Origin of the sequence: Burkholderia sp. SCN-KJ (assembly GCF_024656005.1) — a bacterium.
Taxonomy (GTDB): Bacteria; Pseudomonadota; Gammaproteobacteria; order Burkholderiales; family Burkholderiaceae; genus Burkholderia.
The window spans coordinates 40,385-65,394 of the sequence record NZ_JANKOG010000016.1 but is presented as its reverse complement, the minus strand read 5'-3'; the positions used below and the strand labels follow the sequence as shown (position 1 = coordinate 65,394).

Sequence of the window (25,010 nt, the reverse complement as noted above, 5' to 3'; positions counted from 1 at the left end):
CACGCCGAAGGTCAAGGACGCGTCGTGCGTCCATTCGATGCGGATACCGCGAGCGTCGCATCATGGTGTCCCGCGGCATGGGCAAGATCTTCCGGCGCGCCATCGGACTTCACGTCGGCAAGATGCTCGCTGCCGGTTTCAGGCGCCATGAAGTGGCAGAACACGCCGCCGAAGACCAGTACCGCGACGCACACGCTCAATGCCGCATGAATGCCGGCCTGCTGGACGGCGATCGGCAGCAGGAAGGTGCTGATGGCCGAACCGAATCGGCTTGAAGCAACCGCAAGGCCTACGCCCGACGCGCGAAGATGCGTCGGAAAGAGTTCGGGCGGATAGACGAACTCGAGGTTCGCGGCGGCCGAAAGAATGCACGCGAAGAGACCGAAGACGAGCATCGTTCCGATGGGACCGAAGTTCGCATAAGTCAGCACCGCGAGGCCCAACGCCGCAAGATAGAAGGTTCCGATCAGGAACGTGCGACGCGAAATCCGGTCGATCAACAGCAGGCCTATCACGGCGCCCGCGAGGAGCAGAACGTTGTAGACGAGGCCGCCCACGAACTTGTCCTTGACGTGCAGCGCCTCGAGCACCTTTGGCGCAAACGTGCCCAACGCAAAATAAGGAATGACCTGGCAGGTGTAGAACACGCATCCGACCAGCGTGTTTTTGCGCCAGCGCGGCGAGAACAGCTGCGACCAGGCTCTTGTCGTTTGCTGTGACACGGCTGCCTTCGTCATCGCGAGCGTGACTTCCGGGCCGAATCTGCGACGGACGATGGCAAGGGCTTCGTCTCCCCGTCCGCGTTTCATGAGCCACATCGGCGATTCGGGCACGAGCAGGCGGAACGGGAGAATCAGCAACGCGGGAACGCCGCTCGCCGCCAGCATGATTCGCCACGCATCGGGGCCTGTATCGCGCATCGCGAAGCCCGCGAGGTAGGCGCCGACATAACCCGCCGCCCAGGCGGCTGCGAGCACGCTGAGCAGCCGGCCACGGTATCGGCGCGGCGAATATTCGGTCACGAGCGATTTGCTCACGACGTAGTCGGCGCCGAGGATGAGTCCGAGCACGAGACGCAACACCAGCAATTGCGCGGGCGACGTCACGAAATACTGGGCGGCCGAGACGAGCGCGAAAAGCAGCATGTCCCATGCGAATATCGTTCGGCGACCATACTTGTCAGCGATCGGGCCGGCGAACATGCTGCCGAAGAAAAGCCCTGCGAGCGACGCCGCGCCGAGCAGTCCCATCCAAAGCGCATCGAGGTGCATCGGACCGGCTGCCATGCTCACCGCGATGCCGATGATGCCCAGCACGAAGCCATCGCTGAATTGGCCGCCCGTCCCGCTGACCGCCACGCCCACATGGAATGGGCGAAGCGGCAAGTCTTCCAGTAATACCTGTTTGCTCACGTCTGTCTCCTGTCTCTGGTACGGCGCTCATGCCGATGCGCGTTGAAAACCAGTGTAGAGCGACGACTTCAGGAAAACAGCAGGTCATACGACAGTATTACGAACTCTGATAGTGCGTTCTATCAGGGCTGAAACCGAGGCCTTTGGGCGCGCGCGAAAAGCAAAGGCCGGACGGCTGTTGCCGTCCGGCCAGCAAAGCGGCGTCGTGCGTTCACGTGCCGCCTAGAACCGCTGAAACATCTGTTGAATCTGCTCGGGGTTATGCGTCACCGTAAGCGCGAGCATCAAGAGGATGCGGGCTTTCTGCGGATTGAGGTTGTCGCCGAGCAGACCGATATACGCCGGATCATCAGGGATGTAACCGCTTCCGGTCCTCGATGACCGGACGACGATCACACCCTTGTCGACGGCTTTCTTGATGGACGGAAGCGCAAGCAAGGATTCGCTGCCGGCCCCGACGCCCGCGATGACGATCCCGCGGGCGCCGTGCGCGACCGCTGCATCGTACAGGTAACCGCCATCATTCTGGTGCCCGTAGACGATATCGACCTCGGGAAGTGAATCCAGCTTCGCTACGTCGAACGGTGTCTGCGTGGTCTGCAGTCTGGTCACGGCGGTTTCGAAATGCGGTACGTTGTCGATCAGCGTGCCCAGATAGCCGTCGTCGGGGCTTTTGAATGTATCGAGCGTGTTCGCATTGGTCTTCGTCGTATATCGGGCGGAGCCGATGCGATCGTTGAGCACGACCATGACGCCTCGCCCGCGCGCCGCCGGCGACGCCGCAACCGTCACCGCTTGAAGGATATTGCCGGGGCCGTCGGCGCTGAGCGCGGTCGACGGGCGCATCGAACCGGTCATCACGACGGGCTTGTCGCTTTTCACGACGAGGTTGAGGAAATAGGCGGTTTCCTCGAGCGTGTCCGTGCCGTGCGTGATGACGACACCTGCGATGTCGGGCTGGCCAAGAAGCTGGTTCACGCGCTTCGCGAGCTTGAGCAAGACTGCGTTGGTGATGTTCTCGCTCCCGACATTCGACACCTGCTCTCCGAAAACCTGCGCCACTTTTCCGAGCGAAGGTACGGATTTCAGCAGCGCATCCGCCGTGAGCACACCGGACTTGTAGCCCGTGCTTTGCGTCTCGCTGAGACCGGTGCCGGCGATGGTGCCACCCGTCGCCAGCACGGCAACATGCGGAAGCGGCACGGGGGCGGGCGCTGCAGTTTGCGCATGGCCGATTGCAGGTGCAGTGAAGATCCAGGTCATCAGCAGAAGATTGCAGACAATCTTTCCATACTGGCTCGAACGAGCGCGTTCGTCTCTCACATCGGACTCCGAATGAACGATAAAAGATTTCCGGCACGTCAAGGGATGCGTGGTCCTTGACCGACTTGCGCAATAACGTGGCCGGGGAAAGTCGGCTCCTCGCCGACATCGAATGCCTCGGCTTCCGACGATGAAAAGTGTAGAGAACCGCACGCTCGGACAAATTATCCGGCAGCGACAATTATTGAATCTGATACTGCATTGGAGATTCTTTGAAGGCCGTCCAACCTGCGATTTCGTTTGGTATGGAGGTTAAAGCTCGACTTGCCGGTGGTCCCATCCGGTACGTACCCGCCTACCGCGCGGCCGAAGCTGACATAAAATAGAACGTACTCCGGACTGAAAAAAGGGGGCCGACATGAGGCGCCTCTATTTCCTCGTACCCGATACGCAGATGGCGAAGGCGATCGTGGATGACTTGCTGCGCGCTCGCATCATCTGGCGCCATATCCATGTCCTCGCGGATCACAGTGTCACGCTCGAAGAGTTACCCGAAGCGTCCTTGCTGCAAAGCAGCGATGTCGTGCACGCGCTCGAGCGCGGCGTCGCGCTCGGCGGCGCAACGGGCGCGCTCATCGGCCTCGTCGCGCTCGTGTTTCCGCCTGCCGAGCTCGTGATCGCGGGCGGCGCCGTCGTCGCATTGACGGTGGCGGGTGCAGGCTTCGGGGCGTGGACGGCCGCGATGATCGGCATCGCCGAGCCGAACGCGCGACTCGCGCGATTTCGGGAGGCGATCAAGGAAGGCCAGATTCTGATCATGGCCGACGTGCCGGCATTGCGAGAGCAGGAAATCGAGCAGATGATCGCCCAGCATTTTCCGAAGGCGGATCTGGAGGGCGGCGAGCCTACGTCACCGGTTTTTCCCTGACACGCGGAAACCGGCTTGCACGGCGCCGGGGGCCGCCCCGCATCGAGCGGGTCGGCACCAGGCAAGGGTGAAATCGGCGTCCGTCCACGCAGAAGATTTGTCGGGATACTTACTTTATCCCGGCGCGACGGCACGAGGACCATGCCGTGACGGCCCCTGCCCTTTTGGCGTTGCATTCAGTTGGATGCCCGTGACCGCGCAACGTCACGGCCTAATGTCGCGCCGCCAGCACGCCGATCCAGAACGGAACGCCGAACTGCCATACGCCGCGCAGGGTTTTTGCACCTTGCGTTGCCCCCCATATCTGCCATTCTGAATCGAATAGCCGACGTATTTCCGACGCGTATGGCGCGTGCTGAACCCGAGTGCCGAAGCTGAACCGTCAGCAAGGAGGTCGTATGGAACTGCGCATTCAATCGCACCATTGGCAACGGCGCATGCCGGACTGGCTCGCCGCGGCCGTGGCCGGGCTTGCGGGTGGCGCCCTGGTGATCGTGCTCGAATTCTTCTGGTCGACCATGGTGCTCGATGAAAGTCCGTGGCAGCCGACCCACAAGATCGCGGCGATGGTGATGGGCCGTGGCGCACTCGAACAGATGTCGGTGTTCAGCTTCAGCATCGTGGGAATGGCACTGCTGTTGCACTACGTGCTCGGCGCCATCATGGGGATGATCCTCGCCGCGATCATGGCGCCGTTCCGCTTCGATTCGAGCGTCGGCATGGAGGCCGTCATCGGGCTGGCTTTCGGGATCGTCGCGTACGTATGGAACTTCTACGTGATGACCGCCGTGTTCCCGTGGTTCATCTCGGAGCGGGGATCCGGACCGTTGCTGGCCAACCTGCTGTTCGGCGTGGTTACCGCCGTCGTCTACGGCATGCTCGAACGGCGCAAGCAGAACGCGATGCACTAACGTGCCGTTGCTTCGCGCCACGCGAGACGGCTGCCTCGACAACTCACGCCGGAGGCGGCCGTTTTGCATGTTGTCGCGGCAGGTGACGCCGTCCGTGGTGCGACGCGGGTATGGGGTGCTTCCCTCCTTCCTCTTGCGCTGCCTTGCACGATGCAAGGCAGCAGACTACCTTTTTCTTTAGAGCCGCCGACGCCGCCTGGCGAATCGGTCCTGGTGGATTGCCGGCAAACAATCATACGAAATTCGGCAAGGCGGCACGACGATGCCCGGAGCACCGGTTGGCGGCTCCGGCGAGTGACGCGCGGCGAGGCGGCCCATGGTGCTTGCGATTGCCCTGATCGTGATCATCGCGTTGGCGGTGGGGTTTCACTTTGCCAGTCCCTGGTGGATCACGCCGATCGCGTCGAACTGGGTGCGCATGGACGACATGCTGACGATCACGCTCGTCATCACCGGCGCGTTCTTCATCGCCATCAACCTGTTCATCGCGATCGCGCTGATGCGTTACCGCCACCGCGGCGGGCATCGCGCGGCCTACGAGCCCCACAACAGGCGGCTGGAATGGTGGCTGATCGGCCTGACCGCCGTCGGCGTCGCGGCGTTGCTGGCCCCCGGTCTGTTCGTCTATGCGGACTACATCCGGCCGCCGCGCAACGTGCTGCAGATGGAGGTGCTCGGCCGGCAATGGCAATGGCGCTTCCGCTTCGCCGGCCCCGCCGGCAAGCTGGGCACGACGGACGTGCGCTACGTCAGCAGCGGCAACCCGTTCGGCCTGAACCCCGCCGACCCCAACGGCCGCGACAACTACCTGATCGAGACGCCCGAGGTCCACCTGCCGCTGAACCGGCCGGTGCAGGTCCTGACACGATCGCTCGACGTGCTGCACGACTTCTATGTGCCGCCGTTCCGTGCGCGCATGAACATGGTGCCCGGCATGGTGACGACCTTCTGGTTCACGCCGACCAAGGCGGGACGTTACGACATCCTGTGCGCGCAGCTCTGCGGGATCGGGCACGCCAGCATGCGCGGCGTGGTGGTCGTGGAAGACGAAGCCTCGTTCTCGCGCTGGCTCGAGCAGCAGACCACTTTCGCGCAGCGGCAGCAGGCCAAGGTGCAGGCCGCGGCGGCAACGCCAGGCGGCAGTGCCCAGGCGCTTGCCGACCAGGGCAAGGCGCTCGCCGCGGCCAAGGGCTGTCTCGCCTGCCATACCGTGGACGGCAGCCCGCGCGTGGGCCCCACCTGGAAAGGCCTGTACGGCAAGACCGAAACGATGGCCGACGGCAGCACCGCGAAAGTGGACGAGGCCTATCTGCGCGCCTTCATCCGCGATCCGGCGGCCCGCGTCGTGAAGGGCTATTCGCCGATCATGCCGCATTTCGACCTGAGCGATCAGGAGTTGACCGCGCTGGTGACCTACATCGAATCGCAAGGCGGCCCGGCTGCCGGCAGCACGGCCAACCGCCAGCCCTAGCGGAGCAGACGCAATGCCCTACGCGCACCTCGACCACACCCCGAAAAGCTTCTGGACGCGCTATGTCTGGAGCCAGGACCACAAGGTCATCGCCGTGCAGTATGCGCTGACGGCCATCGCCATCGGTCTGGTCGGCCTCGTCCTGTCGGACCTGATGCGGTTGCAACTCGGCTTTCCCGGCAAGTTCAGCTTCATCGACGCCAACCACTACTACCAGTTCGTCACCATGCACGGGATGATCATGGTGATCTACCTGCTGACCGCGCTGTTCCTCGGCGGCTTCGGCAACTACCTGATCCCGCTGATGCTGGGCGCGCGCGACATGGTGTTCCCGTTTCTCAACATGCTGAGCTTCTGGGTCTACCTGCTGGCCGTGCTGGTGCTGGTGGCGAGCTTCTTCGTGCCGGGCGGGCCGACCGGCGCGGGCTGGACGCTGTATCCGCCCCAGGCCATCCTGCCCGGCACGCCGGGCGTCGAATGGGGCATCGTGCTGATGCTCGTGTCGCTGGCGATCTTCATCGTCGCGGCAACCATGGGCGGCCTGAACTACGTCACCACCACGCTGCAGGCGCGCACGCGCGGCATGACGCTGATGCGCATGCCGCTCACCGTGTGGGGCATCTTCATCGCGACCATCATGGCGCTGCTGGCGTTTCCGGCGCTGTTCGTGTCGGCCGTGATGATGCTGCTCGACCGGACGCTCGGCACCAGTTTCTTCATACCGGCCGTGGTGTCGATGGGGCAGTCGCTCAAGCATGCCGGCGGCAGCCCGCTGCTGTTCCAGCACCTGTTCTGGTTCTTCGGGCATCCGGAGGTCTACATCGTCGCACTGCCGGCCTTCGGCATCGCGTCGGACCTCATCAGCACCCACGCGCGCAAGAGCATCTTCGGCTACCGGATGATGGTGTGGGCCATCGTCGTCATCGGCGCACTGAGCTTCGTGGTCTGGGCGCACCACATGTTCGTCGCCGGCATGGATCCGTACTTCGGTTTCTTCTTTGCCACCACCACGCTCATCATCGCCATCCCGACCGCCCTCAAGGTCTACAACTGGGTGCTGACGCTGTGGCGCGGCGATATCCACCTGACCGTGCCGATGCTGTTTGCCATCGGCTTCATCAGCACCTTCGTGCTGGGCGGGCTGACCGGGCTCTACCTCGGCAACGTGAGCGTGGACATTCCGCTGTCGAACACGTACTTCGTGGTGGCGCACTTCCATATGGTGATGGCCGTGTCGCCGATCCTGGTGGTGTTCGGCGGCCTCTACCACTGGTATCCGAAGGTGACGGGCCGCATGCTCGACGACAGGCTCGGGCGCGCGCACTTCTGGATCACCTTCCTCGGCACGTACGCGATCTACTTCCCGATGCACTATCTCGGCATCCTCGGCATGCCGCGGCGGTATTACGCGTACGAGGGCTACAGCTTCATTCCGCATTCGGCGCAGACGCTCAACACGTTCATCACCGTCGCCGCGCTGATCGTGGGGGTCGGACAGTTGCTGTTCCTGTACAACCTGGCGTGGAGCCTCGTACGCGGCAAGCGTGCCGACGGCAATCCGTGGCGGGCCACCACGCTGGAATGGCAGACGCCGCAAACGCCGCCGGTGCACGGCAACTGGGGCGCCGCGCTGCCGGTCGTCTACCGTTGGGCGTACGAATACAGCCCGCCGGGACAAGCGGAAGACTTCGTCCCGCAAAACCAACCGCCTGCAACCGCGCCGGAGCCGGAACCGGCCCGCCCGACGGTTCAACCCGGCGAGGCACGCAAATGACCACGCTGCCGCGCCCCTTCGTTCCCGACACGCCGCCGCCCGTCTTGCCGAATGCGAGCCGCATCGGCCTGATCGTGTTCATGGCCGTGGCGACGGCCTTGTTTTCATTGCTGCTGCTCGCCTACGGCATGCGCATGCGCGAGCCCGACTGGCAGCCGATCCCGCACCCGGCGCTGCTGTGGTGGAACACCGGCGCGCTGGCGCTGGCCAGCGTCGCCATGCAGCGTGCCCGGCAGCTGACCGGGCATCGCGTGGCGTGGCTGGTGGCCGGCGGCGCGCTGGCCGCCGTGTTCGTGGTCGGGCAACTGATCGCCTGGCGCATGCTGTCCGCGGCCGGGCAAACCGTCGTCGCCAATCCTTCCAACAGCTTTCTCTACCTGCTCACCGGCCTGCATGGATTGCACGTGCTGGGCGGGCTGGCAGCCTGGGCCGTGACGATCGCGCAGCGGCGGCGTAGGGATCCGTTCCGCGCTCAGCGCGCCATTTCCCTGTGCGCCCTCTACTGGCATTTCCTGCTGGCGGTCTGGCTCGTGCTACTGGCGGCAATGTGGTGGCTCACCCCCGCGGTTGTCGCCGCCATCTGCGGACCGCTATATGGAGCCGCGCCATGACCTCGCCCCCGCTCCCGCCCGAATCCGCCACCTCCCCGCCCGCCGACGCCGGGCCTGACGGCTGGCGCGGCATCGTCACGGACTGGTCGGCCGACCGCGAAGCCTTCAAGGTGCCGTGGGGCAAGGCGATGATGTGGATCTTCCTGCTGTCGGACACCTTCGTGTTCAGCAGCTTCCTGATCGGCTACATGTCGGTGCGCATGTCGACCACGGCGCCGTGGCCCGACCCGTCCAAGGTGTTCGGGCTCACCGTGGCGGGCGTCGAAGTGCCCTTGCTGCTGATCGCGATCATGACGTTCACGCTGATCACCAGCAGCGGCACCATGGCGATGGCCGTGAATTTCGGCTATCGGCGCAATGCCCGGCGCGCCGCCGCGTTGTTGCTGGCGACCGCGCTGCTCGGCGTGACCTTCGTGTCGATGCAGGCCTTCGAATGGACCAAGCTGATCGTCCATGAAGGCATCCGCCCGTGGGGCAACCCGCTGGGCGCCACGCAGTTCGGCGCATGCTTCTTCATGATCACCGGGTTCCACGGCTTTCACGTGACCTGCGGCGTGATCTACCTGCTGCTGATCGCACGCAAGATCCTGCAGCCGGGGTTCACCGAGCACGGCAACTTCCAGATCGTCGAGATCGCCGGCCTGTACTGGCACTTCGTCGACCTGGTGTGGGTGTTCATCTTCGCGCTGTTCTATTTGTGGTGAGGCAGGCCATGGACCACACCGATCCCGCCGATCGACCCGACGCCGCGCACGGCCAGCAACACCCGATCGGCATCTACCTGAAAATCTGGGGCCTGCTGTTCGTCCTGAGTACGTTGTCGTACCTGGTCGACTACTTCAAGGTGCAAGGCGTGGTGCGCTGGGTGCTGATCGTCGTGCTCATGATCGCCAAGGCCGGACTGATCGTGTCGATCTTCATGCACATGATGTGGGAGCGGCTGGCGCTGGTGTACGCGATCCTGATACCGCCGCTGTGCCTGCTGGTGCTCATGGTGCTGATGGCGGCCGAGGCGCATCACACGTTCGGCATGCGGGCGCTCTTCTTTCATTGATCGCGTCGCCGATTCGTTCTTCCGGCGACGAACGCTTCGGATCACGTACGATCTGGCTCTGCTCGAGAAGGAGGATGGGGACAACGCGCGCCTGGCGCGTGCCCGCGTGCAGCCGAACTTTTTGAATTGGACGCTGGCCAGCACGCAGGCATGTGTGACGAGAGGATGCGCACTGCCGCGAGCAGCGCGCATCCCCCCGGAGGGCGGCGATCAGTAGGCCGCCACCTTTTCGGTATTGCGTCGTTCCACGGACGTCCTGGATTTCGCCACTGCCGTGATGAACAACATGGTCGCGATGCCACCGGCGATCAGTGCCGGGTAAGCGGCCAGGATCTGGAGCAGGGAATACTTCCAGCTCAACGGGCGCCCGACGCCAAGCATTGCAGCATAGAACCACGAGACGGCGGAAATCACGCCCGCGAAAATGGCAATCATGCGCCGTTCGAACGAAAGCTTCAGCAAGGAGCCCGCTTTCCGCAATGCCGGCAAGACCGCGGAGTGCAGCGCGATACCGTTGAAGGTCAGCAACGCGACGATGCCGATCTTGGCCTGCAGCTTGGGATTGCCGAGATACCGGAGACCCTGGGTCCGCATGTCGAACGCAATGATCGCGATGCCGGTGATCCAGAGAATCGTCAGCGCCAACGTGACGGTGCGCTGCAGGCTGGCCAGATGAACCTGGGCAGGATCGGTAGGCGCGTCGGTATCCAGCAGTTGCCTGACCATCGCAATGTCGCTGGTCAGCACGAGACCAATCGCGACACAGCAGGCAATGAGATGAACATAGACGATTCCCATTCGTACGAATTCCATTTTCGGTCCTTTATCGGCGCGGTGCGCAAAGTTAAGTTGTACCGTCGTGAATCTGGGCGAATTCCGTCGATACACATTTAGGATTGCGACGCAAACATCAAAATTCGATCATGGATTCCGCTATCAAGCTGGCTCCAGTTCGGCATGACATGAACAACGTGGTGAGCCCATTCCGGTGCGTCGGGTCGCAACGGGCTGAATGCAGTCGAATCGATACCCATCACGAGTTCGACCACTTGATCAAGCCCGCACGGCGTGCAGACTTGTAGTGTCGGATGGCTGGCCATCCGGATATCCGGCATGCGTGACTTGCAGATTGAAAGGTCGCCCGACTGCCGGATGCTGCTGGGCGACGGGCAAAATTTAAAACAGCGAGCCCTGACGAATCAACCCGAGTTGTTACGAAATGCAAAGGACGTAACGAGCGCTGAATGCGCCGAGAGAAGGGTCGGACCGGGCGCAATTTCTGCTGATACGGAGTATGCGGAATTGTTCTGACCTGGATTCAGGCACTTATTGACGGGTCACGTCTTTTTACATTTGAGCGGTAAATAGTAAAGGGGTCGCAGTTCGCGGTGCATATTGCGAAACTTTCATATGTTGAATAGGTAAATTCTCGGTCATTCGGGATATTGTCGAGCATTGATTTTCTCAGACGAAACGCCAACTGCATCGGGCGTTGATGCGCCGATCAGTGCCTGAAAATCTGCGCAGTTTGCCGAGAGATCTCCCGCCTCTTCCTTCGCATTACGCCGTCTGGCGGGGCTGAGCGTCAAACCGGCAGTGACGGCGGATACTCCGACCGTGTCGACATGACCAAAATCGGATGGCCCGAGTTTTTTAGGGTATGGTTCCGCAATAAATCGAAGCAGATCGCGCGATCGGCCGAGAGAATATTTTTGACGACTGGCAGGAGGTAAAAATCGCGGACGTCAAAAATCAAAATACCCTGATTACCCGAAATCAAAACCATGCCTTGCAAATAACTTTCGATCAAGGTCGAGAAATCCCGCCGGAACGACATTCGGCGTCGATGGCGGCCGAAGAAGTCGAGCCTCGTGCGCAAAGAGTCGCTCATGCGTCCGTTTGAGCGTTCGCCACACGCCGCTGCAACGGGCTCGCGCGCGTCGAGCGCGGTCGCCCCTCGGATTGCCTTCTCCCGGCAGCCCCGTCGAATCCGGGAATAACCGTCGTGTGCTCACGGTATTGCAGGAAACACGAACCGGGTGAGCACTATGGACATCATCGACACGGCCCACGCATCGGATACCAAACGGGAATCGCCCCCGGTGCGCACACCGCACCGTGAATCGAAAGTCCGGATGCAATCCGTGCTGCGCGGTTTCCAGCTCGGATCGGGCGTGGTGCTGCTGACCTATCTCTTTCTGCACCTGATTAATCACGCACTCGGAATCTGGTCACTCGAACTTGCCGGGCGCGGTCTCGTGCTGGCGTTGCGGCTCTGGCGCAGCGCACCGGGGACGGTCGTGCTGTACGGTGCAGCTTCGCTTCATTTTGCGCTGGCGTTGCACACGATATACGGGCGCCGCCACTGGGCACTGCCGCCCGCCGAATGGCTCCGCCTCTGGGCTGGCCTCAGCCTGCCGCTGCTGCTGATCCGCCACGCGGTGACAACCCGGCTCGCCTCCTCGCTCTACGGCTTCGAGCCGGACTACGAGCGTGTCGTCACCGTGCTGCTCACCAGCGGCACGCAGGGCCTGCAACTGGCACTGCTCGCGCCCGGCTGGATACACGGATGTCTCGGCCTGTGGTTCCGGTTGCGCCATCAGCCGTGGGCGCGCCGCGTCAAACCCGCGCTGCTGGCATTCGTCGCCCTGTTGCCGTTGCTCTCCGCAGGCGGCTTTGTTCATATGATGCGCGTCGTCGAGGCGAAGGGCTCGCTGTATCTGCCCCCCGATCCGAAACTGGTTTCACACCAGCTCGCCCTTGACGCGTGGCGTCACCACCTCGTCACCCTCTACGTGTGCCTGATCATCGGCGCGTTGATCGCGGGCCTGTTGCGCAACCGCCTTGAACGTCGACGATTGCAGGACGCGTGACGAAGATCGGGAAGATCCGGCGGAGCGGCGGCGGCCGGCACGCCTCATCCCCGTCGATCAGGGTTGACGTTTGCCGCGACCACCGGCGGGTTTCCCGGCCGGCTTGCGTGAACCCGCAGCCGCCTTGCCGGCGGATTTGCCGCGCGGCTTTTGCACGCTGAACGGACTGCCGCTCAACACGCTTGCCGCCTTACCCGCGGCGCCGGCACGCTGCCCCTCGGCCTTGCGCTTGCCGTCCCCACCTTGCGGCTTCGGCTTCTTGCCGGCCGCCGGCATGGCACCCGCCCCACCTTGCGGCACCTTGGGCTTCTTCGGCTTTTTGGGCTTCTTGATGATCTGCCCCGTCGCGCTGGTTTCCGGCACGCGGTGTTCGGCTTCGAAACCCGGCTCCTCTTCACGGCGCAGCGTCTGCCGGATCAGCGCTTCGATCGCGGCCAGCTGCGGCGCTTCATCGGCGCACACCAGCGACACCGCCACGCCGCTGGCGCCCGCGCGGCCGGTACGGCCAATACGGTGCACATAGTCTTGCGCGACGATCGGCAGATCCACGTTGATCACCAGCGGCAGGTCGTCGATATCCAGCCCGCGCGCCGCCACATCGGTCGCGACCAGCATCTGCACTTCGCGCGTCTTGAAGCGCTCCAGCGCACGCAGGCGCGCGGGCTGCGGCTTGTCGCCGTGGATGGTGTCGACCGCATAGCCCGCTTCATCCAGCATCGCCGCCAGGTAGTCCACGCCATTGCGGGTCTTGACGAACACCAGCGCGTGGTCCCAGTTGTTCTCGGCCACCAGGTGCATGAAGAGGTCGGGCTTGTTGCGCTTGTCCACCGGCACCACCCACTGCTTGATCTTGCTGGCCGTGACGTTGGGCGGGCTGACGCTGATATCGACCGGGCTGCGCAGAATGGTCGCCGCCATCGCGCGAATATCGTCGGTAAACGTGGCGGAGAACAGCAGCGTCTGGCGCCGGGCGGGCAACGCAGCAAAGACGGCGTTGAGTTCGCGCGCAAAACCCAGATCGAGCATCCGGTCGGCTTCGTCCAGCACCAGCGCCTGCACCTGATCGAACTGCACCGCGTTCTGCCGGTTGAGGTCCAGCAGACGGCCCGGCGTGGCAACGAGCACATCCACGCCCTTGCGCAGCTTCATCATCTGCGGGTTGATGCTCACCCCGCCGTAGGCGGCCAGGAACCGCAGGTCGAGGCCCTTGCCGTACGCGACGAAGCTCTGCAGCACCTGTTCGGCCAGCTCACGCGTGGGCACCAGCACCAGGACACGCGCACGGTTGCTGGACACCGCCGGCCCGTGTTGCACCAGCCGCTGCAACAGCGGCAGCGCGAAGCCCGCCGTCTTACCGGTGCCGGTCTGCGCCGCGGCCATGACGTCCTTGCCGCCGAGCACCGCGGGAATCGCCTTGGCCTGCACCGGCGTCGGTGTCTGGTAATTGAGGTCCTGCAGATTACGCAGCAAGGGGTCGATCAGGCCAAGCGAGGCAAAAGACATGGACGTGTTCCGGGCTAAAACCGCAATTCTAGCCGTTACCGCCGCGGCGACCGCATCGCGCGGGCCGAACGCCGCGCCGCGCGATGCGGCGTCACCGGTCCTGTTTCGACGCGCCGCGCGTGAACGGCTGCGGCCGCCTGCCCGCCGCCTGGCGATCGATCATCCAGCCGGGATAGCCGGCAGGCACCGCACTGACGGCATCAAGATGCGCGAGTTCGTCCGCGGTCAGCGCGACCTCGGCCGCGCCGAGATTGTCTTCGAGCTGTTCGATCCGTTTGGCGCCGATGATGACGCTCGTGACATGCGGCTTGGCGAGCAACCACGCGAGTGCGATCCGCGCGACCGACACACCTCGCGCGTCGGCGATGGCGCGCATCGCGGCAACGCACGGCCAGGCCCGCTCGAGATCGACCGGCGGAAAATCGAAATGGCTGCGCCGCGACCCTGCTTCGGCCGGCGCCCCGGGGCCGAACTTCCCCGAAAGCAGTCCCCCGGCGAGCGGCGACCAGACGAGCAGGCTCATCTGCTCGTCGATCGCGAGCGGCACCAGTTCGTGCTCGACGTCCCGTCCGGCGATCGAATAGTAGGCCTGCAGCGTCTCGAAGCGCGTCGCATGGAGCGCCTGGCTGAGCCCGAGCGCCTTGCCGATCTTTCCGGCGCGCCAGTTCGAGACGCCGACATGGCGAACCAGCCCCTGCCGCGTCAGATCGTCGAGCGCCCGCAGCGTCTCCTCGATCGGCGTGACGGGATCGTTCGCATGTATCTGGTAGAGGTCGATGTGGTCGACCTGGAGCCGTTCCAGGCTTCGCTGCACGGAATCCATGATGTGGCCGCGCGATGCCCCCTGATCGTTGGGCTTCGGGCCCATCACGCCCGCCGTCTTCGTCGCCAGCACGATCTCGCCGCGCGGCACGCCGAGGTCCCGGAGCGCCTGTCCGACGAGGCGTTCCGACTGACCGAAGGAATAGATGTCAGCGGTATCGATGAAGTTGATGCCCTCGGCCAGCGCGCGGGAAATCAGCCGGGTCGCGTCGTCCTGGCCGACCGCGCCGATCGACGCCCACATGCCGGCATCGGCATTGCCGCCCAGCGTCATCGTGCCGAGACACAGCTCGGAGACATACAGGCCGGTGCGGCCCAGTTGCTTGTATTTCATGGCCGTTTCCTCATGGTCGGCTGGAAAGCATGCGGTGGCGTCCGGTCAGGCGCCCCGCACGCCGGGATGTCAGCTGATTCGCGCGTGCCCTGCCCGAAACTGTCCGGCGATCGTTGCGACGCGTGCGCCATAGCGGCGTGCCGTCTCGAGATCCCCCGGCGACATCTCGTCGGGCGACGCGTCGGCCGGCGTCTGCGCCATCGGCGCGAGATAGGAGCCCATGCGATTCAGGTCGTCGCGCATCGACGCCTTCAGGTTCGCCGGCTTGATGTCCATGCTCACCCAGACGCCGCCGTGCTGCCCGACGAGCAGCACGAAGTATTCGAGCGTATTGAGCTTGTCGCCGTTGACGCTCGCGCTATTGGTGAAGCCGCCGAAGATCTTGTTGCGCCACCGGCCGTCGAACCACGCCTTCGACGATGCATCGGCGAACTTCTTGAACTGCCAGCTGGGGCCGCCCATGTAGGTCGGCGAGCCGAACAGGATGGCGTCGGCGCCCGCGAGCGTGTCCCACGCGTCCGGCGCGATGTTTCCGTCGGCGTCGATTGCAACGAGGACGGCGCCCGCGCCCTCGGCGACAGCCGTTGCCATACGCTGGGTATGCCCATAGCCGGAGTGGTAGACGACGGCCGTCTTAACCGGTGCGATGTGTTGTGTCATGGTTGCGCCCTTTCGTTCAGGTGGTCGTCGGGAGACGACATCGGAAAGCACTCTACTGAGTCGCAATTGAGTTATAAATAACGGCCGATTGAACGTTCTGTTACTCGCCGAGTGAACAATGCAAAACCTCGATGCGCTGTTGATCTTTGCCCGTGTCGCCGAAATGACGAGCTTCACGCGGGCAGCCGAAAGCCTGGGCATCCAGAAGGGACGTGTCTCGATGGTGATCCGTCGACTCGAGCGCGACGTGGGCGTTGCGCTGTTGCATCGGACGACGCGGAGCGTGCAGCTGACCGAGGACGGACGCGCGTTCTATTCGCGCGCACGGGACCTGCTGGCCGAAGTCCAGGAATTGCAGTCGATGTTCTCCGGCAACGGCTCGCGACTGCGGGGAAGATTGCGCGTCGACATGCCGACCGAACTGGCCCGCAGTGTCGTGGTTCCCGCACTCCCGCAACTGATGGCCGCGCATCCGGAGCTGGAACTGGAGCTGTCGAGCACCGATCGGCGAGTCGATCTCGTCCAGGAAGGCTTCGATTGCGTGATCCGTCTGGGCCCGATCGTGGACGAGACGCTGATCGCGCGACCGTTGGGCCGGCTGCGGATGATCAATGCGGCGAGCCCCGGCTACCTGGCGCGGTACGGCGTACCGCATACGCTCGACGATCTGCTCGGCCAGGGACACCGGATGGTCCACTACACGCTGACACTCGGCGCGCGTCATCCGGGATGGGAGTACCCGAACGGCACCGGCTATGCGTCGCTGCCGTTGCCGAGCGCGATGCAGGTCAACAGCGTGCAGACCTATCACGCTGCCGGGCTGGCCGGCATCGGCTTGATCCAGGCCGGATATTCAGGGGTCGCGACTCACATCGAAAGAGGCGCGCTGGTGGAGGTGCTGCCCGATCTGCGCCCGGAGCCGCTGGCCGCGTGGCTCGTCGTGGCCCATCGGCGCAATCTGTCGCCGCGCGTTCGGGCGTTCATGGACTGGATCGAGCGGGTGCTGGAGCCTTATTTCGACTGAGGGCGGCGCGGCGGATCGGCTCGGGGGGCATGGCCCGTGGCCGGGAAACCGATGAGGCCGCTCATGCGACTGGCCGAGCCGCCGACATCGGGTAACGGCAAGCTGCGCCGTAACCGGCGACCTCGCGTCGCGACGCCGCAGCTAATCCTTCGGGGCGGCCGGCAGAGGAATCCAGTGCGTGTACGCCGACTGCAGCAGCGCGACTTCGTCGAATCGAGCGACGACCGCAAATCCTCGTGAATCCCACGCCAACACATTAGACGCCGAGTCCGCATCTTGACGCGTCGGGCAGTGCTGATCCGCCGGAATCCAGTTCTGGCCCTGACGCGCTCCCTGCCATCCATCCCAGGCGGCCGCCGCGCGTGTTCCCGTGACATAGCCGCCTTGGTCCCGAACGCGATAGGCCAGGTCGGCGCGATATTCCACCGGCGCGTCGCGGAACCACCATTGTTCAAAAAGCTCTCTCTCGGTGCTCACCGACTTCTCCAGTGACGCAGCTTCAGCCTGATTCCGCGGCCGCGAATACGACTACGCCGACCACCGTGCAATACGCGTTCCTGCGGCCGCGCAGGCTGACTTCGTCGCCCTTCACGCCGAATCGGACTGCCCTCGGCGCAGCGCGAACGCCGCCTGCCATGCTGTCGGCATATCGCGATGGGCTGCAACGATGCTGTCCGGCACGGGGCAGCGTCGTCATGGATAGCGCCATGAGTCGAAGACCGCTTGCTGGCATGCCCATGAATCGGCTGGAAACGTGGTGTTGATAGGCGAATCTGCCCGACCCTCGGCGAGCATGCTTGAGACCGCGACGACCATACCGCACACGGCACCGAACTTCAGCTTTCCCGTTCGTCGGACCGTGCGAGACTCGCCCGCATCTTGACGTCAGAGGGTCGTCAACAATCGCAACTGGTGCTCGGTTTCCGTTCCCTTGACCAGCGCATAGCATCGCGTCTCCCGTCGCTCGATCACTGAAAGGCCTTCAGTATCGGAGAAGGTGTTCCATGCGACGCCTTCGATACTTGCCCATTCTCCGTGAGTTCGCGCAAACGCACGCAACAGCGGACTGGCTTCACGGCGCAGCACGACACGGTCCGCATTCAGCACACAGGTCGACCAGCCACCGCGCAGGATCAGGTAATAGGGTATCGAACGGTGATCAATGCTCATGAGCAGAATTGGCCGGCTTCGATGCGCGCGACGATGCGATTGCGTACGCGACGCAATGGGCGGAGGGAGGGCTGGCCGCTCAATTTGGCTGAAGGCAAGAAGGCGGTGGCGCAGCTGGGGCTCGAGCGTCGGGCATCGTGGCTGCGTTACCGCCTGGGATGCTTCATTTCCTCGGCTTCCATCGCGGCGAGTCGCTCTTCACTTGCGGATACGGGTTCCATGGCTTCGTCGATCGAAGTCAATGCATATTCGCAGGCCAGTTTCACTTCTTCAACGGTAGTCTCTGGCTGCTCGTCGTCGCCAGGCGGCGGGGAAAGCATGTCTGCGAGCATCATGGCCAACTCGGGGGTGTCCCATGGTTCGCCCTTTTGCGCCTTCTTCTTTATATAGTGCCGGATTTCCGCGTCTTGCTCGGGCGAGAGTGGAAGGTGTCGAAACGTGTTGCCTGGGTTAGCGTCAATCATGTGTTGCTCCGAAATTCGAATGCGACTCCCGTGGGCTGCTCCCTGCCATGCGCGTGCACCCGAAACAAGACGAGAACGAAGGAGCAGCTTCCTATTTTCGGCAGCGCGAATCCTGAATGCGTTCGAGGCGGACCAAAAGCTCGTCCACCTGCAGTGCGAGGACCTTGCTTCGCTCGGATTGTGTGCGGAGCTTGTCGAGCTTGACTCTCCAGTACGCCGGATCGTTCACGGACGATCTGTTGATGAAGGCGTGTTGCGCTTGCTCGAGCAGCCCGACCGATCGTCTGATATGGGCCAACTCGCGTTCCGCTTCGCAGTACCAGCTCATGTTTGCCGCCTTCTGATCATGATTTTCATCCTGACTTGCTGCACGGCGCGACGGGCGTACCGATCATTCTTCCTGCCGCTGCGAGGCGGCCGGCCGGCATGCTGCCTGCGTCGTCCGGCCGCCGTACCGCATGCCGGGGATCGGGATGGCGACGCAAGGCCCCCTCGGCCGGCACGCTGTTCCCGCCGTTCTTCTAGTACATCTTGCGGGGCGGCAGCATGCGCTTCGCCCGCAAGCGCTGCCGGGCAACGGCACTGGCCTTTTTCCGCTTGCGCTCCGTCGTGGGCTTTTCGTAGCTGGTGCGACTGCGCAACTCGCGAATCAGCCCGGTCTTCTCGATACCGCGCCGGAAGCGCCGCAGCGCGACATCGATGGGTTCGTTGATCTTCAGTGTGATGGTTGTCATGTAATGCCTGTTGGAAAACGTTCGGCTAAAAAACTAGCCGAGTCGTGTCATGACGGTGCTCGCTATCGCGTCGGATTCGAACTCCGAATACCCGGCTCCGATCGAAAATGCGCGCACCGCCGCGAACATCTGCAGCTCTTGTTGATGGCACCGCGCAGAATGGGTCATTCCAGCGGGCAGGACAGCATCGCTCCGAGTGAGCTTGCACCGCTGGACCAGATCGAGAAGCTCGTCGACGATCATTTCGCTCTCCAAATTGATGGCAAGTCAAGCTGCCATGCGAGTCGTGTCAGAGGGCGTCCGAAAAGAAGGCCAGCTTTTCGCGATCGTCGTCAATGACGCGCTCGGCATAGCGCAGCGACGCACGCCGTGCGTCACCGGCCGTGTCGAACGGGCCGTCGCCGACGAGCCTGAAAGTCTGGCTCTGCGTCAGCGTATCGGTGGTGCCGCGAAGACAAATCTTGACCGCTGCGTCGAAGCCGGCCTCGTAGTTGTGCGGCAAGCCATCCAGCGCAGGCACGTGCGGGTAAATCAGTGGATAGATCTCGAATCCACGGTAGATATGCATGCTCATCATGAACTCCTGACGATCGCTTCTCGGCGACTCGCAAGGACGAGCGTAGGCAGCCAGCATCGCCTGATGCATGGCGCGACGGGTCGTGGTGAAAGGGACAAACGTTGCGCGCGAGGCAATGCGCGACGCAACACGGTGGCAGGTGGAGGGCGAGCGGTCGAACAGCAAATGGAGGCTCGAACGAAACCATCATACGCGCATCGTCGATCGAGTGTCCATCTTATTTCGACCGCAACGAGGCAGATGACGAAGTGCGTTGTCGCGCCGTGATCGCGGCTCACCCCATGCCGTCGTGCCCTCGTTCATCGAAACGCTTTCGACGTGGCGAGTCGACCAGATGAAGATGACGCCGATCACTGTCGTCGACGAGCATCTTCCCGGCGACCGGACTTTTGCATCTCCACCATCTTCCGTCAGTCGACCGAATACAGAAGCAACTTCGCCTAATGCAAGCCGCCGAGGCATGCACGCACCCGTTCATTGATCCGACGATAGCGGACAGCCGTGGCCACCCCGACTCACGCCGCCGATCATTCGCCGGCGGCGGCGTTCGATCCGGCGTTGACGGCTGCAGCCAGCGCGGCGATCCGCTCGGCGCGCAACAGCACCGGCCGATCGACCATCTTCCCGTCGACCGTCACCACGCCGCCATTCGAATCGCGCATCGCATCGAGCACCCGCCGCGCCCAGCGCGCTTCGTCGTCGCTCGGTCGAAAGCATCGGTGCACGAAGCCGATCTGCTTCGGATGGATGCACAGCTTCGCGCCGAATCCCAACTGCTTGCCGTTGAATGCATCGCGCGCGATACGCTCGCCGTCATCGATATCCGGCGTCACGCCGTCGACCGGCGATTCGATCCCGGCCACCCGCGAGATCAGCGCGAGTTGCGAGCGGAAGTGATTGAGCGAAACGCCATCGTCCGACATGCCCATGTCCGCGATGAAATCGAGCGTGCCGAACATCAACCGCTCGACGTACGGCGCTTTCGCGACATCGAGCGCGTTCCACATGCCGTGTGCGCTTTCGATCAGCGGATAGACCGGCACACGCCGGCGCGCGAGCGCAACGGCGGCGCACACGTCGTCAGCGCGCTCGGCCTTCGGCAGCACGATACCGGCCACGCCCTTCAACGCGCCGAGCGCGGCATCGGCCTCGAACCATCGCGTGTTCCGCGCGTTGATCCGCACGAGCACCGGATGCTCGGGCGCAACCCACGCCGCTATCGCATCGCGCGCCGCCACTTTCGCCTCCGGCTCGACGGCATCCTCGAGGTCGAGGATGATCGCATCGGCGCCGCTTGCAAGCGCCTTGTCGAAGCGCTCCGGCTTGCTCGCCGGCACGAACAAATACGACTGGGCCGGCGCCACGTGGCCGCCGCCGGCGCGCATCGCGGCATCAGACGGCATCGACCACCTCCGGAACCCGTTCGAACAGATCGCCGACGAGGCCGTAGTCGGCCACGCTGAAGATCGGCGCTTCCGGATCCTTGTTGATCGCGACGATCACCTTCGAATCCTTCATGCCGGCCAGATGCTGGATCGCGCCCGAGATGCCGACCGCGATGTACAGCTGCGGTGCGACGATCTTGCCGGTCTGGCCGACTTGATAGTCGTTCGGCACGTAGCCGGCGTCGACTGCCGCGCGCGATGCGCCGAGTGCGGCGCTCAGCTTGTCCGCCAGCGGCTCAAGAACCTTCGTGTAGTTCTCGCCGCTGCCCAGGCCGCGGCCACCCGACACGATGATGCTTGCCGACGTCAGCTCCGGACGGTCCAGCTTCGTCACTTCACGGCTCACGAATTGCGACTTGCCGGCGTCCGCCGCCGCTTCGATCTTCTCGACCGCTGCGCTGCCGCCTTCCGCTGCCACCGGATCGAAACCCGTCGCACGGACCGTGATGACCTTGATCGGGTCGCTCGACTGCACCGTCGCGATCGCGTTGCCCGCGTAGATCGGGCGCTCGAACGTGTCGGCACTGTCAACAGCCGTGATGTCGGAGATCTGCGCGACGTCCAGCTTCGCGGCGATACGCGGTGCGATGTTCTTGCCGTAAGCCGTTGCCGGCGCGAGGATGTGCGAATAGTCCTTCGCGATGTTCAGCGCGGTCGCTTCGACGTTTTCTGCGAGGCCCGCTTCGAGTTGCGGCGCATCGGCCAGCAACACCTTCGACACGCCTGCGATCTTCGCTGCTGCGTCCGCCGCTGCCTGCGCGTTGTGGCCTGCGACCAGCACGTGGATGTCGCCACCGATCTTCGCGGCCGCCGCCACCGTGTTCAGCGTCGCGGCCTTGATCGACGCGTTGTCGTGTTCTGCAATCACCAGAATCGTCATTTCTTTGCGCTCCCTCTTACAGCACCTTGGCTTCGGTCTTCAGCTTCTCGACCAGCGTCTTCACGTCCGGCACCTTCACGCCGGCCGCGCGCTTCGGCGGCTCGGCCACCTTCAGCGTCTTCAGACGCGGCGCGACGTCCACGCCGAGGTCTTCCGGCTTCACCGTTTCCAGCGGCTTCTTCTTCGCCTTCATGATGTTCGGCAGCGTCACGTAGCGCGGCTCGTTCAGGCGCAGGTCGGTCGTCACGACCGCCGGCAGCGTCAGCGACAGCGTTTCCGCACCGCCGTCCACTTCACGTGCAACCGTCGCCTTGCCGTCGGCGATCGTCACCTTCGATGCGAACGTCGCTTGCGGCAGGCCAGCCAGCGCGGCCAGCATCTGGCCGGTCTGGTTCGAATCGTCGTCGATCGCCTGCTTGCCGAGGATCACGAGTTGCGGCTGTTCCTTGTCGACCAGCGCCTTCAGGATCTTCGCGACGGCCAGCGGCTCGACGCTGTCGTTCGACTCGACGAGGATCGCGCGATCCGCGCCGATCGCCAGCGCCGTGCGCAGCGTTTCCTGCGCTTGCGTCACGCCGACCGACACCGCGATCACTTCGGTCGCCACACCCGCTTCCTTCAGCCGCACCGCTTCTTCCACCGCGATTTCGTCGAACGGGTTCATCGACATCTTCACGTTCGCGATGTCGACGCCCGTGTTGTCCGACTTCACGCGGACCTTCACGTTGTAATCGACCACTCTTTTCACTGCTACGACGATCTTCACGCGCTGCTCCTCCATCGAGTCGTTGGCATCATCCGGTTTCGCAGGCCATTACACGCGCAAACCCGGCCGGCGACAACTATCCATTGACTCTGCCGGTCATAGCCCGAACCTATTGCGCCGCGCGTTTTCCGGCGCCGAATGCGACACGGCCCGGATGATCCGGGCCGTGTCGTCGATCAGCGGTTCGCTGCCAGCGTGGCGGTAATCGCCAGGAATCGCGCGATATCGTCGGGCGCATGGCAATGGAGCGGCGATATCCGCACAGCGCCGCCGAGCCCGAACGATTTCAGCATCCGCCCCGAATACAGGCTCGACGCAACGCGCTCATGGACGATCACGCCATGCTTTTCGTATTCCCGCACCGCCTGCGTCGGTTCGAGGTTCGCGACCCGTCAGGCCCCGTGGCGCGATGCGCCCGCATCGCCGCGCACCGAAGCACACGGTCAGATCTTCAGCGTCGTCGACAGATATTTGAATACGGTCGAGACCCGCAGCAGATGTCGCGATTCCCGGTGGGTCAGCACCCACAGCTCGGTCCGGCAGTCGGGCAGGACATCGGTCAATTGCACGAGATCGGAGCGGCCGCGTGTCAGAAACATCGGCAGTATGCCGACGCCCATGCCCAGGGCGACCAGCTCCATCACGGTCAGGATGCTGTCGACCTTGTAGTGCGGCACCACTTTCCTGAAATGACGTTTGCGCCAGATGACCGACGGGTGGCCCGGCAGCGCGTCGTCCGGCGCGATCCAGCGTGCCTTGCCCGCCGTGACGTCTTCATAACGGCGTACTGCGGCGTCGTGCCTCGACGCGAAAAGCGCCACGTCGATCGACCCGACATGCTTGCCCACCAGATATTCCGGGGGCTGCCGGGTCGCACGCACCGCGATATCGGCATCGCGGCGCCCCAGGTCGGCGATCTCGTTGCCGGTGTCCAGCTCGTACGCAAGCCGCGGGTGGACGGCTTCCAGCTGCTTCAGCGCCGGCCCGACCAGCCCGTGCAGAATCGTGTCGGTGGTGGTGATGCGCACGGTGCCCGCCACTTGCTCGGGCGCTTGTTGCGCGATCGAGCGGGCCGATTCGACCTGCACTTCCACTTGCTCCGCGTATTCGGCCAGCGCCAGCGCGATTTCCTTCGCGCGATAGCCTGAGCGGGTCCGTTCGAACAACTGCTGCTGCAGGCCGCGCTCGATCCGCCTGAGGTTGCGAAACACGGTCGACGCATCCACGTCCAGTCGCTCGCCCGCCTGAACCAGCGTGCCCGAGCGAGACAGCGCCAGTATCGTTTCGAGGTCTGCTGCGCTGAGCTTGTATGGCATCCGGTTATCCCCCGTGCATTGCATTTTTGCAATCCGCCATTGTAATCATGCGTATTGCTCAAGCACTTCCGCAATGTCAAATTCGGTGCCGCCTTGCCAACTCTCCCAACGGGTGCCGATATGAACCAATCGATTTCGACGAGTGACAATGCCGCTGCCTATGGCGCGTTGCGGCTCCGCGTGGCGTTGGGCCGGCGCAGCCAGCGCTTCGCGCCTGACGTGGCCTGCCACGGCGAGGCGACGACATGAGCACGCCCCAATACCACCTCGTCAGCCACGTGCTGTGCCCCTACGTCCAGCGCGCAGTCATCGTGCTGACCGAAAAAGGCGTGCCGTTCGAACGGACGGACGTCGACCTGGGCAACAAGCCGGACTGGTTTCGCAGGATTTCCCCGCTCGGCAAGACCCCCGTGCTGGTCGTCGATGGCGCGCCCATCTTCGAATCGGCCGTGATCTGCGACTACCTCGACGAGACGCTCGCGCCGCGGCTGCATCCCGATGCGCCGCTAGAGCGGGCGCGGCACCGCGCCTGGGTCGAGTTCGCTTCGGCACTGCTGAACGCCGTGTGGGGGTTCTACACGGCTGCGGACGAAACGGCGCTGGCCGCAGCAACCCGTGACATCCGCGCACGATTCGAGCAGCTCGAAGACACGCTCGGCACCGGCCCGTATTTTGGCGGCGCGCACTTCAGCATCGTGGACGCGGCATTCGGGCCGGTGTTCCGCTACTTCGACGTGTTCGAGCGGATCGACGACTTCGGGTTCTTCGCGGGCTTGCCCAAGGTCACTGCATGGCGACAACGGCTCGCCGAACGGCCGTCCGTGCGCGCAGCGGTCCAGGCCGACTATCCGCAGCGGCTGATGGAGTTCCTGCTCAAGCGCTGCTCGATGCTGTCGACGCGTATCCGCGATCACGTATTGCGCATTCAGGATTGAACCGAACCGCTTTTGCGTGCCGGCGCCCCGTATTGGGTTGCGCCGGCACCGGGCTCAGGGTGCCACCGGCACGATCTTTGCCA

Annotated in this window: 30 protein-coding genes and 1 pseudogene; 11 read left to right on the top strand and 20 right to left on the bottom strand. The window is 63.8% G+C overall.

From position 1 onward, the window contains the following. Positions 1-11 precede the first annotated feature (11 nt). Positions 12-1,412, bottom strand: a complete 1,401-nt coding sequence (locus NQV17_RS24530) for an MFS transporter (RefSeq protein ID WP_257774210.1) — start codon at positions 1,410-1,412, stop codon at positions 12-14. A gap of 222 nt (positions 1,413-1,634) precedes the next feature. After that, positions 1,635-2,735, bottom strand: coding sequence for a type II asparaginase (locus tag NQV17_RS24525; protein ID WP_308236910.1), 1,101 nt, complete (start codon positions 2,733-2,735; stop codon positions 1,635-1,637). Positions 2,736-3,093: 358 nt separating this feature from the next. Here NQV17_RS24525 and NQV17_RS24520 point away from each other — a divergent pair, with 358 nt between their 5' ends. The 7 genes from NQV17_RS24520 (at position 3,094) to NQV17_RS24490 (ending at position 9,424) form a co-directional block, all read left to right on the top strand. Continuing rightward, entirely contained in the window at positions 3,094-3,603 is a 510-nt protein-coding gene (locus NQV17_RS24520) for a DUF1269 domain-containing protein (RefSeq protein WP_257774209.1), read from the top strand. 398 nt (positions 3,604-4,001) lie between these two features. Next, complete coding sequence (locus tag NQV17_RS24515) at positions 4,002-4,514, top strand: hypothetical protein (protein WP_257774208.1); 513 nt, start codon at positions 4,002-4,004, stop codon at positions 4,512-4,514. 316 nt (positions 4,515-4,830) lie between these two features. Next, positions 4,831-5,985 carry a c-type cytochrome gene (locus tag NQV17_RS24510; RefSeq protein ID WP_257774207.1) on the top strand — a complete coding sequence of 385 codons (1,155 nt, stop codon included), beginning with the start codon at positions 4,831-4,833 and terminating at the stop codon, positions 5,983-5,985. A 13-nt stretch (positions 5,986-5,998) separates the two neighbouring features. Continuing rightward, positions 5,999-7,759, top strand: coding sequence for a cytochrome c oxidase subunit I (gene ctaD / locus NQV17_RS24505; protein WP_044846928.1), 1,761 nt, complete (start codon positions 5,999-6,001; stop codon positions 7,757-7,759). Next, a complete protein-coding gene (locus tag NQV17_RS24500; protein ID WP_257774206.1) occupies positions 7,756-8,370 on the top strand; it encodes a cytochrome c oxidase subunit 3 in 615 nt (204 codons plus the stop codon). Before ctaD ends, NQV17_RS24500 begins: the two co-directional genes overlap by 4 nt. Further along, positions 8,367-9,074, top strand: a complete 708-nt coding sequence (locus tag NQV17_RS24495; RefSeq protein WP_257774205.1) for a heme-copper oxidase subunit III family protein — start codon at positions 8,367-8,369, stop codon at positions 9,072-9,074. Before NQV17_RS24500 ends, NQV17_RS24495 begins: the two co-directional genes overlap by 4 nt. A gap of 8 nt (positions 9,075-9,082) precedes the next feature. After that, positions 9,083-9,424 carry a cytochrome C oxidase subunit IV family protein gene (locus NQV17_RS24490; protein WP_044846931.1) on the top strand — a complete coding sequence of 114 codons (342 nt, stop codon included), beginning with the start codon at positions 9,083-9,085 and terminating at the stop codon, positions 9,422-9,424. A 210-nt stretch (positions 9,425-9,634) separates the two neighbouring features. Here the strand turns inward: NQV17_RS24490 and NQV17_RS24485 are convergent, their stop codons facing one another. Together NQV17_RS24485 and NQV17_RS24480 are read right to left on the bottom strand one after the other, a co-directional pair. Continuing rightward, positions 9,635-10,222 carry a hypothetical protein gene (locus NQV17_RS24485; RefSeq protein ID WP_257774204.1) on the bottom strand — a complete coding sequence of 196 codons (588 nt, stop codon included), beginning with the start codon at positions 10,220-10,222 and terminating at the stop codon, positions 9,635-9,637. A 92-nt stretch (positions 10,223-10,314) separates the two neighbouring features. Further along, positions 10,315-10,524, bottom strand: coding sequence for a hypothetical protein (locus tag NQV17_RS24480; protein WP_257774203.1), 210 nt, complete (start codon positions 10,522-10,524; stop codon positions 10,315-10,317). 13 nt (positions 10,525-10,537) lie between these two features. On the opposite strand from NQV17_RS24480, the gene NQV17_RS24475 reads away from it, so the two are divergent. After that, the gene (locus NQV17_RS24475; RefSeq protein ID WP_257774202.1) at positions 10,538-10,735 is read left to right on the top strand and encodes a hypothetical protein; all 198 of its coding nucleotides are present in this window, start codon (positions 10,538-10,540) and stop codon (positions 10,733-10,735) included. 274 nt (positions 10,736-11,009) lie between these two features. Here the strand turns inward: NQV17_RS24475 and NQV17_RS24470 are convergent, their stop codons facing one another. Next, complete coding sequence (locus NQV17_RS24470) at positions 11,010-11,315, bottom strand: hypothetical protein (protein WP_257774201.1); 306 nt, start codon at positions 11,313-11,315, stop codon at positions 11,010-11,012. A 244-nt stretch (positions 11,316-11,559) separates the two neighbouring features. Here NQV17_RS24470 and NQV17_RS24465 point away from each other — a divergent pair, with 244 nt between their 5' ends. After that, positions 11,560-12,297: a hypothetical protein gene (locus NQV17_RS24465; RefSeq protein WP_257774305.1), complete on the top strand. Its 738-nt coding sequence runs from the start codon at positions 11,560-11,562 to the stop codon at positions 12,295-12,297. Between the two features lie 57 nt (positions 12,298-12,354). On the opposite strand, the gene NQV17_RS24460 is transcribed toward NQV17_RS24465, so the two are convergent. The 3 genes from NQV17_RS24460 to NQV17_RS24450 form a co-directional block, all read right to left on the bottom strand. Continuing rightward, entirely contained in the window at positions 12,355-13,800 is a 1,446-nt protein-coding gene (locus NQV17_RS24460) for a DEAD/DEAH box helicase (RefSeq protein ID WP_257774200.1), read from the bottom strand. Positions 13,801-13,891: 91 nt separating this feature from the next. Beyond that, complete coding sequence (locus NQV17_RS24455; RefSeq protein ID WP_257774199.1) at positions 13,892-14,956, bottom strand: aldo/keto reductase; 1,065 nt, start codon at positions 14,954-14,956, stop codon at positions 13,892-13,894. 69 nt (positions 14,957-15,025) lie between these two features. Further along, the gene (locus NQV17_RS24450) at positions 15,026-15,616 is read right to left on the bottom strand and encodes a flavodoxin family protein (RefSeq protein ID WP_257774198.1); all 591 of its coding nucleotides are present in this window, start codon (positions 15,614-15,616) and stop codon (positions 15,026-15,028) included. Positions 15,617-15,734: 118 nt separating this feature from the next. Here NQV17_RS24450 and NQV17_RS24445 point away from each other — a divergent pair, with 118 nt between their 5' ends. Continuing rightward, positions 15,735-16,640: a LysR family transcriptional regulator gene (locus NQV17_RS24445; RefSeq protein WP_257774197.1), complete on the top strand. Its 906-nt coding sequence runs from the start codon at positions 15,735-15,737 to the stop codon at positions 16,638-16,640. Between the two features lie 141 nt (positions 16,641-16,781). On the opposite strand, the gene NQV17_RS24440 is transcribed toward NQV17_RS24445, so the two are convergent. The 12 genes and pseudogenes from NQV17_RS24440 to NQV17_RS24385 form a co-directional block, all read right to left on the bottom strand. Continuing rightward, complete coding sequence (locus tag NQV17_RS24440; protein WP_257774196.1) at positions 16,782-17,117, bottom strand: hypothetical protein; 336 nt, start codon at positions 17,115-17,117, stop codon at positions 16,782-16,784. Positions 17,118-17,525: 408 nt separating this feature from the next. Then, the gene (locus NQV17_RS24435) at positions 17,526-17,810 is read right to left on the bottom strand and encodes a hypothetical protein (protein WP_257774195.1); all 285 of its coding nucleotides are present in this window, start codon (positions 17,808-17,810) and stop codon (positions 17,526-17,528) included. Positions 17,811-17,956: 146 nt separating this feature from the next. Continuing rightward, positions 17,957-18,274, bottom strand: coding sequence for a hypothetical protein (locus NQV17_RS24430; protein WP_044846938.1), 318 nt, complete (start codon positions 18,272-18,274; stop codon positions 17,957-17,959). 91 nt (positions 18,275-18,365) lie between these two features. Then, positions 18,366-18,602, bottom strand: a complete 237-nt coding sequence (locus NQV17_RS24425) for a hypothetical protein (RefSeq protein WP_257774194.1) — start codon at positions 18,600-18,602, stop codon at positions 18,366-18,368. 193 nt (positions 18,603-18,795) lie between these two features. Continuing rightward, a complete protein-coding gene (gene rpsU / locus NQV17_RS24420) occupies positions 18,796-19,008 on the bottom strand; it encodes a 30S ribosomal protein S21 (RefSeq protein WP_124487370.1) in 213 nt (70 codons plus the stop codon). A 33-nt stretch (positions 19,009-19,041) separates the two neighbouring features. Beyond that, positions 19,042-19,251, bottom strand: coding sequence for a hypothetical protein (locus tag NQV17_RS24415; protein WP_044846941.1), 210 nt, complete (start codon positions 19,249-19,251; stop codon positions 19,042-19,044). Between the two features lie 46 nt (positions 19,252-19,297). Continuing rightward, positions 19,298-19,582: a hypothetical protein gene (locus NQV17_RS24410; RefSeq protein ID WP_124519976.1), complete on the bottom strand. Its 285-nt coding sequence runs from the start codon at positions 19,580-19,582 to the stop codon at positions 19,298-19,300. Positions 19,583-20,112: 530 nt separating this feature from the next. Continuing rightward, a complete protein-coding gene (locus NQV17_RS24405) occupies positions 20,113-20,988 on the bottom strand; it encodes a CoA ester lyase (protein WP_257774193.1) in 876 nt (291 codons plus the stop codon). Then, a complete protein-coding gene (locus NQV17_RS24400) occupies positions 20,978-21,910 on the bottom strand; it encodes an electron transfer flavoprotein subunit alpha/FixB family protein (RefSeq protein WP_257774192.1) in 933 nt (310 codons plus the stop codon). The genes NQV17_RS24405 and NQV17_RS24400 overlap by 11 nt, the downstream gene beginning before the upstream one ends. A gap of 16 nt (positions 21,911-21,926) precedes the next feature. Further along, positions 21,927-22,676 (bottom strand): electron transfer flavoprotein subunit beta/FixA family protein, encoded by a 750-nt coding sequence (locus tag NQV17_RS24395; RefSeq protein ID WP_175670069.1) that lies wholly within the window; start codon positions 22,674-22,676, stop codon positions 21,927-21,929. 176 nt (positions 22,677-22,852) lie between these two features. Continuing rightward, a pseudogene (locus tag NQV17_RS24390) lies at positions 22,853-23,062 on the bottom strand (aminotransferase); the annotation flags it as partial. Between the two features lie 57 nt (positions 23,063-23,119). After that, positions 23,120-23,992: a LysR family transcriptional regulator gene (locus tag NQV17_RS24385; RefSeq protein WP_257774191.1), complete on the bottom strand. Its 873-nt coding sequence runs from the start codon at positions 23,990-23,992 to the stop codon at positions 23,120-23,122. A gap of 245 nt (positions 23,993-24,237) precedes the next feature. On the opposite strand from NQV17_RS24385, the gene NQV17_RS24380 reads away from it, so the two are divergent. Then, positions 24,238-24,927 (top strand): glutathione S-transferase family protein, encoded by a 690-nt coding sequence (locus NQV17_RS24380; RefSeq protein ID WP_257774190.1) that lies wholly within the window; start codon positions 24,238-24,240, stop codon positions 24,925-24,927. The last annotated feature ends 83 nt before the right edge of the window (positions 24,928-25,010 follow it).